Source organism: Bradyrhizobium uaiense (assembly GCF_010811875.1).
In the GTDB taxonomy this organism is placed as follows: domain Bacteria; phylum Pseudomonadota; class Alphaproteobacteria; order Rhizobiales; family Xanthobacteraceae; genus Bradyrhizobium; species Bradyrhizobium uaiense.
Map to the genome: position 1 here is coordinate 48,023 of NZ_VKHP01000022.1, position 10,251 is coordinate 58,273.

General features: G+C 64.2%; 13 protein-coding genes. 7 read left to right on the forward strand and 6 right to left on the reverse strand.

Annotated features, from left to right (window positions below):
* Positions 1-69 precede the first annotated feature (69 nt).
* On the forward strand, positions 70-1,212 hold the full coding sequence (locus tag FNJ47_RS08515; RefSeq protein ID WP_175068361.1) for an AI-2E family transporter: 1,143 nt from the start codon (positions 70-72) through the stop codon (positions 1,210-1,212).
* A 7-nt stretch (positions 1,213-1,219) separates the two neighbouring features.
* Here FNJ47_RS08515 and FNJ47_RS08520 read toward each other — a convergent pair whose 3' ends face one another.
* The 6 genes from FNJ47_RS08520 to FNJ47_RS08545 all read right to left on the reverse strand — a co-directional run bounded on the left by FNJ47_RS08520 (position 1,220) and on the right by FNJ47_RS08545 (position 4,902).
* Entirely contained in the window at positions 1,220-1,516 is a 297-nt protein-coding gene (locus tag FNJ47_RS08520; protein ID WP_076857811.1) for an antibiotic biosynthesis monooxygenase family protein, read from the reverse strand.
* 115 nt (positions 1,517-1,631) lie between these two features.
* The gene (locus tag FNJ47_RS08525) at positions 1,632-1,868 is read right to left on the reverse strand and encodes a hypothetical protein (RefSeq protein WP_163152560.1); all 237 of its coding nucleotides are present in this window, start codon (positions 1,866-1,868) and stop codon (positions 1,632-1,634) included.
* A gap of 44 nt (positions 1,869-1,912) precedes the next feature.
* Positions 1,913-3,130: a GGDEF domain-containing protein gene (locus FNJ47_RS08530; RefSeq protein WP_163152535.1), complete on the reverse strand. Its 1,218-nt coding sequence runs from the start codon at positions 3,128-3,130 to the stop codon at positions 1,913-1,915.
* A gap of 249 nt (positions 3,131-3,379) precedes the next feature.
* The gene (gene rpsI / locus FNJ47_RS08535; RefSeq protein ID WP_163152538.1) at positions 3,380-3,856 is read right to left on the reverse strand and encodes a 30S ribosomal protein S9; all 477 of its coding nucleotides are present in this window, start codon (positions 3,854-3,856) and stop codon (positions 3,380-3,382) included.
* Entirely contained in the window at positions 3,856-4,320 is a 465-nt protein-coding gene (rplM, locus tag FNJ47_RS08540) for a 50S ribosomal protein L13 (protein ID WP_050405657.1), read from the reverse strand. Before rplM ends, rpsI begins: the two co-directional genes overlap by 1 nt.
* Positions 4,321-4,473: 153 nt before the next feature.
* The gene (locus FNJ47_RS08545) at positions 4,474-4,902 is read right to left on the reverse strand and encodes a PaaI family thioesterase (protein WP_097673498.1); all 429 of its coding nucleotides are present in this window, start codon (positions 4,900-4,902) and stop codon (positions 4,474-4,476) included.
* A gap of 70 nt (positions 4,903-4,972) precedes the next feature.
* Between FNJ47_RS08545 and FNJ47_RS08550 the strand changes: the two genes are divergently transcribed.
* From FNJ47_RS08550 to nadA, 6 genes are all read left to right on the forward strand, one after another.
* Positions 4,973-5,800 carry an enoyl-CoA hydratase gene (locus FNJ47_RS08550; protein ID WP_163152540.1) on the forward strand — a complete coding sequence of 276 codons (828 nt, stop codon included), beginning with the start codon at positions 4,973-4,975 and terminating at the stop codon, positions 5,798-5,800.
* Positions 5,801-5,825: 25 nt separating this feature from the next.
* The gene (locus FNJ47_RS08555; RefSeq protein ID WP_050405660.1) at positions 5,826-6,410 is read left to right on the forward strand and encodes a CoA-binding protein; all 585 of its coding nucleotides are present in this window, start codon (positions 5,826-5,828) and stop codon (positions 6,408-6,410) included.
* 147 nt (positions 6,411-6,557) lie between these two features.
* A complete protein-coding gene (locus FNJ47_RS08560) occupies positions 6,558-7,838 on the forward strand; it encodes an O-acetylhomoserine aminocarboxypropyltransferase (RefSeq protein ID WP_163152542.1) in 1,281 nt (426 codons plus the stop codon).
* Positions 7,839-8,076: 238 nt separating this feature from the next.
* Positions 8,077-8,481, forward strand: coding sequence for a hypothetical protein (locus FNJ47_RS08565; protein WP_163152544.1), 405 nt, complete (start codon positions 8,077-8,079; stop codon positions 8,479-8,481).
* Between the two features lie 14 nt (positions 8,482-8,495).
* Entirely contained in the window at positions 8,496-9,455 is a 960-nt protein-coding gene (locus tag FNJ47_RS08570) for an NrtR DNA-binding winged helix domain-containing protein (RefSeq protein ID WP_163152546.1), read from the forward strand.
* Between the two features lie 54 nt (positions 9,456-9,509).
* On the forward strand, positions 9,510-10,251 hold a 742-nt coding region (gene nadA, locus FNJ47_RS08575), incomplete at its 3' end, for a quinolinate synthase NadA (RefSeq protein ID WP_163152548.1).

Here is a 10,251-nt window from a genome sequence, read left to right on the forward strand (position 1 = left end):
GCAGCTTGATCCCGGCGGGATTTTCGCCAAAGACTGCTCCGGACACCGTCCGCGAAGGGGGAATCACCCGTGACTGACTCGGCTGACAATCGCCTGCAGGCCCGTAGCGACATGGCGTGGGCGATCGCCGTCGGCGGAATCGGCGCCGTGCTGTTCGCCGCCCTCCTGATGTTCGCCTGGCATTTCGCCGCAACCCTGTTCCTGCTGTTCGCGGGCATGCTGCTCGGGGTCGCCCTGAATGCCATGGCCACCCTGCTCGGCCGGCTGACCGGGCTGCCGCACGCGTTGCGGCTTGCAATCGTCTGCCTGGCGATGGCTGGGCTCTTGTCCGGCATCGTGTTCCTCGGCGGCACCACGATCGCACAGCAGGCCACGGTGCTGAGCAACACGATCAAATCGCAGCTCGGCAGCGTCAAGGAGTTCCTCGAGCAGCATGGCGTCGATACCAGCTATCTCGATTTCACCAATGCCGCCGGCGAGGCGAAGCCGGAAGGTACCGCCGTGACGACAACGACAACGACGCCGGCAGCGTCGCAGTCCCATGGCATCCCCGGCGCCGGCGCACTGGCCTCCAGCGGCGGCGCTATCATCAGTCAGACACTGAAGGTGCTGCTCGGCACGGTCAGCGTCGTCGGCAATTTCTTCATCGTGCTGTTTCTCGGGCTCGCCTTCGCGGCCCAGCCGAGTATCTACCGCGCCGGGCTGTTGTTCATCGCGCCGGCCAAATACCGCGCGCAGGCAACTATCATCGTCGATCGCATCGGCGAGACGCTGGAGCGCTGGCTGATCGCGCAGATCATCACGATGACCGCCGTATTCCTCGTCACCTGGATTGGCCTTGCCATCATCGGCATTCCGAGCTCGTTCATCCTCGGCATCCAGGCCGGCCTGCTCGCCTTCATCCCGACGGTCGGGGCGATCCTCGGCGGGCTGATCGTGGTGCTGGCGAGCCTCGCGACAGGGTGGATCGCGGCGCTGTCCGCCTTCATCCTGTTCCTCGGCGTCCACGCACTGGAAAGCTACGTGCTGACGCCGATCATTCAGCGCCAGGCGCTCGACATCCCGCCCGCGACGCTGTTCGCGTTCCAGATCCTGCTCGGCGTCGTGTTCGGCATCTGGGGGCTAGCGCTGGCGCTGCCGTTGATGGCGATCGCCAAGGTGATGATCGATCACTTCAAGGCGGAGGATCAAGCGCCTGCGCGGGCAGCGTAAACGCCCGTCAGGTGGTCAGCACCGTCTCGGTGTGCTCGACCTCCGGCGCCGCCGCGAAATAGGGGCCGACCAGCGCGCGCCAGGCGGTGAAATCCTCGGAGCCGCGGAAATCGACGGTGTGGTTCTCCAGCGTCTCCCACTTGGCCACGAGACGGTAGCGCGACGGCTTCTCGATCGAGCGGTGCAGTTCAAACCCCTTGCCGCCCTTGGCGCGCAGGAACAGCGGGCGCGCCTTGGCCACCGCAGCCTCAAAATCCTTCTCGCTGCCGGGCTTGACGTCGATCTGCGCGATTTCCGTGATCATTGGGCTTTGGCCTCGCTTTATTGGTTTCCCTTGGGCAAGGCCCGTCTCTAGCGCAGCCGGCACAAAAGCAAAAGGCGCCCTCCGCGGGCGCCTCCTCCGTCGAATTTGCAGCGGCTCAGCCGAACAGCAAGACCGTACCGACAACCATCAGCATCACGCCGAGCAGCATCGCGATCGGCCATCGGCTCTTCGGCGGCTCATATCGCCCTTGCGCGCGCCGTTCGGCGATCAGCGCGGTCTCGTATTCATCCGAGTCCGAAAACAGGCAAGCGAAGCCGCTGCGCGCGGAAACCGCGTCGGCTTCGAGCGACATCAGGGCTGATTGCGGATTGCGGGTGCGGATCGACTCCATGCCCGAAAGCATGGGATCGAATGGTTAACCTGTCGTTACCGCACTCACAGGCGGGCGGTCGCCGGCTTTTGCCGCGCCGATGCGGACAGGCCCGCGGTCTTGCGTCGCCAATTCTCCAGCGAGAGCGGCAGCTCCTCAGCAGCCTCGACCCGGTTCCGGCCGCCGCGCTTGGCCTGGTAGAGCGCGGTGTCGGCCGAGGCCAGCAGCACCTCGAGCTCGGTCCCGGCAGGCCCACCGGCGACGCCGATGCTGACCGTGGTGTCGACCGCGCCGTCTTCGCAAGTGATGTTGCTGTTCTCGAAGGCCTCACGCACCCGCTCGGCGACCAGCACGCCCTCCTCCAGCGAGCACGGCAGCAGCGCCGCGAATTCCTCGCCGCCGATCCGGCCCGACAGATCGCTGATCCTGAGATTGTTGACCACCACGGCGGAGAACAGTTTCAGGATCTCGTCACCCGCGGGATGGCCGAACCGGTCGTTGATCGACTTGAAGTGATCGATGTCGAAGATCATCACGGTGACAGGCCGGCCGCCATTGGCCTCGCGTTCGATCACGCGCGCGCAGGCCTCGGAGAAGCCGCGGCGATTGAGCATGCCGCACAACGGATCGATCGACGCAGCGGTCTTGTGCACGGCCACGGCGCGGTCCGACACCATCATGAAGATCACGAACACCGTGCCGATCGCGTATAGCACGAGTTCGATCGAGAACAGCGTGACCCAGAAGGTGCTGATGAAATTCTGGCCGTTCAGTCGCAGCAGGTCGCCGACCAGGATCGGCAGCATCAGGACACAGCCATGAGCAACCGGGATGGCGATCGCAATCCAGCGCCGTTGCATCGCACGGCGGCGCTCGCTCCAGAGTTCAGAGGCGGTCAGCGCGGCATAGATCGCGACGATCCCGGCGCCGATGGTCAGCCGCATCGCCGGATCCGCCACCGTCGTCATGGCGCCGATCCACGCGACCGGGCCGAGCACAAGGCCCAGCAGGTTGGCCTTGCGGCCGTGGAAGATCCGCGAGGCATTCCAGACCATGCCGCAGGCGGCGAAGCCGAACGCATTGAGGCCCAGCAAGACCATGGGATCGAGCGTCGAGCTGCCGACCGTCCAGAGCGCGACCGAGGTCGCGCCGAGCAAATAGGCCGTGCCCCACCATTTCAGCGCGGGAATGTTCTCCTGCCTGCCGAACAACCAGAGCATGGCGCCGAGCATGCCCGCGACCATGGTGGCGAACAAATAAAGCGTCGATGGATCGAACGACATAGAGTCACCCCAGCCCGGTGTGATGCAACGTTCGCAGGCGCAATTAATACGGTGATGCAGCGCCAGTGCGAGACCGCAAGCTAGAAGGCCCGAGTTCCAATTTCGTTTGCTCGCACACGCAAGTTTTCATGAAAAACTGCGCTAATTCGCGTCGAAGCACGCCCGATTTGGGCACAGCAAAAAGGGCGCCTCGCGGCGCCCTCTGCAACTCGATGCACGCGACAATTGCCGCGAATTTTAGGACTCGAATTAGCGCTTCGAGAACTGGAAGGACTTGCGGGCCTTGGCCTTGCCGTACTTCTTGCGTTCGACCGTGCGGGAGTCGCGGGTCAGGAAGCCGCCCTTCTTGAGGACGCCGCGCAGCTCGGGCTCGAAGTTGGTCAGCGCCTTCGAGATGCCGTGCCTGACAGCACCGGCCTGGCCGGACAGACCACCGCCGGCGACGGTGCAGATCACGTCGTACTGGCCGTTACGGGCGGCAGCGACCAGCGGCTGCTGGATCATCATGCGCAGCACCGGGCGGGCGAAGTAGACTTCGAACTCGCGGGTGTTGACCGAGATCTTGCCCGAGCCGGGCTTGACCCAGACGCGGGCGACCGCGTCCTTGCGCTTGCCGGTGGCGTACGCGCGATTGAACTTGTCGACCTTCTTGACGTACTTCGGCGCGTCGGGAGCGGCCGGCTTGACCTGCGAGAGCTGGTCGAGGGACTGCAACGTATCGGACATTATGCGGCCCTCGTGTTCTTGCGATTCAGGGAAGCGATATCGACCTTCTCGGGGCTCTGGGCCTCGTGCGGATGCTCGGCACCCGGATAGACGCGCAGATTGCCCATCTGCATGCGGCCGAGCGGACCGCGCGGGATCATGCGCTCGATCGCCTTCTCGACGACGCGCTCGGGGAAGCGACCCTCGAGGATCTGCTTCGCGGTGCGCTCCTTGATGCCACCGATGAAGCCGGTGTGCTTGTAGTAGACCTTCTGGTCGCGCTTGCGACCGGTCAGCACCACATGCGCGGCGTTGACGATGATGACGTTGTCGCCGCAATCGACATGCGGGGTATAGGTGGGCAGGTGTTTGCCGCGCAGGCGCATCGCGACGAGCGTGGCGAGACGACCGACGACCAGACCCTTGGCGTCGATCACAACCCACTTCTTCGTCACTTCGGCGGGCTTGGCCGAGAACGTGCTCATGTGTGAAATCCGTGAAAAAGAAATCGGCGCCGTATGCGCCGAACTGCGTGGCTTTCTAGAGAAGCCCCGACCGCACGTCAACGTCGATACGCAATAATTACATAAGCAAAAACAATGGCTTAAAAATATGGTGCAATAATACCGCGAAAAAGACTATTGATTCGGAATGGAATAGGTCGCCGTGACATGGGCGATTGGATCGGGCGAGGTGCCGGACAGCAGGTTCACCTCGCCGACCGCGAGCCGCTTGCCGAGCTTGAGCAGCTTGGCGACCGCGAGCACGTCCTGGCCCGGCTGGCCCTTGCGCAGGAAATTGATGTTGAGGTTGGTGGTGACGGCAAGGCCGATCGGCCCGATCGCCGACAGCAGCACCACATACATCGCGAAATCTGCCAGCCCCATCAGGGTCGGCCCGGACACCGTGCCGCCCGGCCGCAGCATCCGCTCGCTGAAGCGCTGGCGCAGCAGGGCCGTCTCGCCGTCGGCGCTTTCGATCCTGATGTCATCGTGGGTGAATGCCTGCGGAAACTCCTTGCGCAGGAACTCCTCCAGGTCAGCCACGCTCATTTTCGCAATCGCCATGCGGTCCCTGCCCTCGCTTCAGTCTGCCTGTTACATTAAGTTGTCACAGAGACCAAAGTGGAATTTCACCATGTCCGCCCAAGCCGCCCGCGCGGAAGCGCCGCAACGTCAGCCGATCCTGCTGCGCGAGACCGTCGGCAGTATCGCGTTACTGACGCTCAACCGCCCCGCGGCGCGGAACAGCCTCTCCGAAGGCCTGATCGGGGCGTTGCATGCTGCGCTGATCGATATAGGCGGTGACAAGAGCATCCGCGCCGTGGTGCTCGCCGCCAATGGCCCGGCCTTCTGTGCCGGCCACGACCTCAAGGAGCTTACCGCGCGCCGCACCGGCGCCGACCGCGGCCGCGCCTATTTCGCTGAGATCATGAACGCGTGCAGCGCGATGATGCAGGCCATCGTGCATCTGCCGAAGCCTGTTGTCGCATCCGTCCAGGGCATCGCGACCGCGGCCGGCTGCCAACTCGTCGCAAGCTGCGACCTTGCGATCGCCTCCGAGGCCGCGGCATTTGCGACGCCGGGCGTCGATATCGGGTTGTTCTGCTCGACACCGATGGTGGCGCTGTCGCGCAACGTGCCGCGCAAGCAGGCGATGGAAATGCTGCTGACCGGTGAGCCGGTCTCCGCAGCGACCGCGCAGAGCATCGGTCTCGTCAACCGCGTGGTGTCCGCAGGCACCGAACGTGACGCCGCGATCGCCCTGGCCGAGAAGGTCGCGCTGAAATCGGCCTACACGGTCAGGCTCGGCAAGGAGGCGTTCTATCGTCAGGCCGAGATGAGCCTTGCGGACGCTTATCGTTTCGCCGCCGAGGTGATGACCGAGAACATGATGGCGCGCGACGCCGAGGAAGGCATCGGCGCCTTCATCGAGAAGCGCGATCCGAAGTGGCAAGATAAGTAAGACCGATAAGGCAAATAAGACCAACATGAATCACGACGCCTACGACGACAACTACATCCGCAGCATCCTGAACAACGTCAAATCGATCGCGATGGTTGGCGCCTCGCCGGTCAATGTGCGGCCGAGCTATTTCGCATTCAAATACCTGGCGCAGCGCGGCTACGACATGATCCCGGTCAACCCCGGCCATGTCGGCAAGGCGCTGATGGGGAAGCCGTTCGTCGCGTCGCTTGCGGACATCGATCGTCCGATCGACATGATCGACATCTTCCGCAACTCGAGCCACATCATGCCTGTCGTCGAGGAGGCGCTGAAATTGTCGCCGCTGCCGAAGGTGATCTGGATGCAGCTCGGTGCGCGCGACGATGCCGCGGCCGAGAAGGCCGAGGCCGCGGGGCTGAAGGTTGTGATGAACCGCTGCCCGAAGATCGAGTATGGCCGGCTGTCGTCGGAGATCTCCTGGATGGGCGTCAACTCGCGCACGCTGAGCTCCAAGCGTGCACCGATCCCGACGCAGGGCATGCGGCTGTCACTCAACCGCACGAGTTTCGGCGGCGGCCAGACTGCGGCATCCGACCGCGCGGCGAAAAACAAGACCGAGACGACCTGACGTCGCGGCGGAATAATACTTTCACTGATCCGGTATGGCGTAGGATGCCTTTCCAGGAAATGGCGGCGTCCCGAACTCGCTTGACGGCGGTCGCCGCCACCATCAGCATGCCGCGCATTTCGACCAGGCCACAACAGGACGCAAAGAATGACCGATCGCCTTCCGGGATTTTCCACCCTCGCCGTGCACGCCGGCGCACAGCCTGATCCCACCACCGGCGCGCGGGCGACGCCGATCTACCAGACCACGTCATTCGTCTTCAACGACGCCGACCACGCGGCCTCGCTGTTCGGCCTGCAGGCATTCGGCAACATCTATACCCGCATCGGCAACCCGACCAACGCCGTACTCGAGGAGCGCGTCGCAGCGCTCGAGGGCGGCACCGCGGCGCTCGCGGTCGCCTCCGGCCACGCCGCGCAGCTGGTGGTGTTGCAGCAACTGCTCCGGCCCGGCGACGAGATCATCGCCGCGCGAAAACTCTATGGCGGATCGATCAACCAGTTCACCCACGCCTTCAAGGCGTTCGGCTGGAACGTGGCCTGGGCCGATCCTGACGAGATCGAAAGCTTCGAGCGCGCGGTGACGCCGCACACCAAGGCGATCTTCATCGAATCGATCGCCAACCCCGCCGGCAGCATCACCGACATCGAGGCGATCGCTGCGGTCGCGCGCAAAGCCGGCGTGCCGCTGATCGTCGACAACACGCTCGCTTCGCCCTATCTGATCAAGCCGATCGACCACGGTGCCGACATCGTCGTGCACTCCCTGACCAAGTTCCTCGGCGGACACGGCAACTCGCTCGGCGGCATCATCGTCGACGCCGGTACCTTCGACTGGTCGAAGGACAACAAATATCCGATGCTGAGCGAGCCGCGCCCCGAATATCACGGCATCCGGATCCAGGAGACCTTTGGCAATTTCGCCTTCGCGATCGCCTGCCGCGTGCTCGGCCTGCGCGACCTCGGTCCGGCGCTGTCGCCGTTCAACGCCTTCATGATCCTGACCGGCATCGAGACGCTGCCGCTGCGCATGCAGAAGCACTGCGACAACGCCAAGGCGGTGGCGGAATTCCTCTCCACCCACCCCGCCGTGTCTGCGGTGAACTACGCCGGCCTGCCCGGCGACAAATACAACGCCCTGCTGCGCAAGTATGCGCCGAAGGGCGCCGGCGCGGTGTTCACCTTCAGCCTCAAGGGCGGCTATGACGCCGGCGTCAATCTGGTGTCGAACCTGAAGCTGTTCTCGCATCTCGCCAATGTCGGCGACACCCGCTCGCTGGTGATCCACCCGGCGTCCACCACCCACAGCCAGCTCGACGACGCCGCCAAGGTGAAGTCCGGCGCGGCGCCCGAGGTGGTGCGGCTCTCGATCGGCATCGAGGACAAGGAAGACCTGATCGCCGACCTCGACCAGGCCCTGCGCGCCTGATCCCGTCCAAAGCGCGGTGAACAGTCATCGCGCTTTAGATTCTTGTTTAAGCATGATCTTTTCGGAAAAACCGCTTCGCACTTTTCCGGATCATGCCGTGGTTCCGGGGCGATGCACGGCATCGCTCCGGCATTCGCCCGACGGCCTCGTTAACGCTTAATACCGACGGGTCTCTCGTTAACGCTCAATCCGGCATAAAGTGGCAGTGATAGGCTCCGGATGATTCGGGAGACCAAGGATGCTGCGCTGGATATTGCCGCTCGCGATCGCGCTGTTTGCGATTCCGCCTGCTGACGCCGCCGACGGCCCTGTCGTCGCCAAGAGCCCAACCGTCAAGGCCGCGCGCCAGTTACCGGCTGGCCTGCCGCGCCGGCACTACGCCTATCGCACCACCATCACGCAGCCGACCTACGTGCGGCGCGGACGCCAGCTCGTGGTCGTCGAGCCCGCGGTGATCCCGCTGAACACCGAGCCGTACATCCCGTACGTGCCGGGTGAACCGCTGCTGCCCGGATCATCGTCACTGCCTGGCTATTACGGCAACTGGCATTCGTACAACTATTTCGGCCCCTATTACGGCGGCGCCTATGTGACCTACTGGGACCGCCTGCCCTACGCCTGCGGCGTCTACGGCTACTGCTAGCCCGGGACGAGCGCGTGGCCAGATCGCCGCAGAAAAAAAGCAGCGCACCGGTTTCCGGGAACGCGGTCACCGCCGACCTCGTCGCGGTGCTGGTCGCCGTCACCGACGGCACGCCGAAGATCATGACCATCGCCGGCGGCTCCGCGTTGCCGAGCGGTCCGTTCGAGTTCACCCACCGCTCACTGCAGACCGCGCTTCGGGCCTGGGTCGAGGCGCAGACCGGCCACCCGCTCGGCTACGTCGAGCAGCTCTACACCTTTGCCGACCGCGGCCGCTCCGGCGACGCCAAGGGGCCGCACAGCGTCTCGATCAGCTATCTCGGCCTGACCCGCGAGGACAAGGTCGGCGAAGGTTTTGAGGCGCATTGGTCCGGCTGGTACGACTATTTCCCGTGGGAGGATCATCGCGCCGGCGCACCGGCTTGCCTCGCCAAGATCATCGCGCCGCAGCTGAAGGCGTGGGCAAAGGCTGCGTCGTCGCCAACGCTGCAGCGCGAGCGCTGGCAGCGCTGCGCGATCACCTTTGGTCTCGACGATCGCGACTGGAACGAAGAACTGGTGTTGCAGCGCTACGAGCTGCTGTGGGAGGCGTCACTGATCCCGGAAGCCGGCCGCGCGCATGGCCGCGAGGCGCCTGTCGTGCCGGGCAAGCCGATGACGGCGGATCATCGCCGCATCCTCGCGACCGGGATTGCGCGGCTGCGTGCCAAGATCAAATACCGTCCGGTGGTATTCGAATTGATGCCGGCCGAGTTCACCCTGCTGCAACTGCAACGCAGTGTTGAAGCGCTCGCAGGCCGGCTGGTCCACAAGCAGAACTTCCGCCGGCTCATCGAGCAGCAGGAACTCGTTGAAGAGACTGGCGCAATGGCCGCCGATACCGTCGGACGGCCGGCCAAGCTGTTCCGCTTCCGCCATGCCGTGCTGGCCGAACGGGCCGTCGCCGGCACCAAGCTGCCGCTTTCGCGCACTTGACACGCCTTATGCTCAGGATAAGTATAAGCCATCTTATGCTCAAGGAGAGTATAAATGGCCTTACTCGATACCGATGTTCTCACCCGCACCGCGCCGCTCTATGAGCGCGTCAAACGCGTCATCCCGCCGTTCGAATGGGCCACTTTCGCCGAGGACGTCGATGCGATCCTCGCGCTGAAGCGCCGTCGCAACGCGGTGGTGCTGGCACACAATTACCAGACGCCGGAGATCTTTCATGGCGTCGCCGATATCGTCGGCGACAGTCTCTTGCTTGCGCGCGAAGCGACCAAGGTCGACGCCGAAATCATCGTGCTCGCGGGCGTGCACTTCATGGCCGAGACGGCGAAGCTGCTCAATCCGGCCAAGACCGTGCTGATCCCCGACACGAAGGCCGGCTGCTCGCTGGCGGATTCCATTACGGCTGAAGACGTGCGGCTGATGCGGGCACGCTATCCGGACGCGCCTGTGGTCGCCTACGTCAACACGTCGACGGCGGTGAAGGCGGAGTCCGATATCTGCTGCACCTCGGGCAATGCGCTCAAGGTGGTGGAATCGCTCGACGCCGAGCGCGTCATCATGCTGCCGGATGAATATCTGGCGCAGAACATCGCCAAGCAAACCAGCAAGAAGATCATCGCCTGGAAGGGCCATTGCGAGGTGCACGAGCTGTTCACCGCCGATGACGTGCGCCAGCTGCGCGAAAACTACCCTGACATCACCGTGCTGGCGCATCCGGAATGCCCGCCCGAGGTGGTCGCTGAAGCTGACTTTGCGGGATCGACGGCCGCGATGCAGT

Coding starts and splice junctions, on each gene's coding strand:
- FNJ47_RS08550 (WP_163152540.1), top strand. CDS start 4,973: ATGTCCGCCCAAGCCGCCCGCGCGGAAGCGCCGCAACGTCAGCCGATC.
- rpsI (WP_163152538.1), bottom strand. CDS start 3,856: ATGTCCGATACGTTGCAGTCCCTCGACCAGCTCTCGCAGGTCAAGCCG.
- FNJ47_RS08530 (WP_163152535.1), bottom strand. CDS start 3,130: ATGTCGTTCGATCCATCGACGCTTTATTTGTTCGCCACCATGGTCGCG.
- FNJ47_RS08565 (WP_163152544.1), top strand. CDS start 8,077: ATGCTGCGCTGGATATTGCCGCTCGCGATCGCGCTGTTTGCGATTCCG.
- rplM (WP_050405657.1), bottom strand. CDS start 4,320: ATGAGCACGTTCTCGGCCAAGCCCGCCGAAGTGACGAAGAAGTGGGTT.
- FNJ47_RS08520 (WP_076857811.1), bottom strand. CDS start 1,516: ATGATCACGGAAATCGCGCAGATCGACGTCAAGCCCGGCAGCGAGAAG.
- FNJ47_RS08525 (WP_163152560.1), bottom strand. CDS start 1,868: ATGGAGTCGATCCGCACCCGCAATCCGCAATCAGCCCTGATGTCGCTC.
- FNJ47_RS08560 (WP_163152542.1), top strand. CDS start 6,558: ATGACCGATCGCCTTCCGGGATTTTCCACCCTCGCCGTGCACGCCGGC.
- FNJ47_RS08545 (WP_097673498.1), bottom strand. CDS start 4,902: ATGGCGATTGCGAAAATGAGCGTGGCTGACCTGGAGGAGTTCCTGCGC.
- FNJ47_RS08555 (WP_050405660.1), top strand. CDS start 5,826: ATGAATCACGACGCCTACGACGACAACTACATCCGCAGCATCCTGAAC.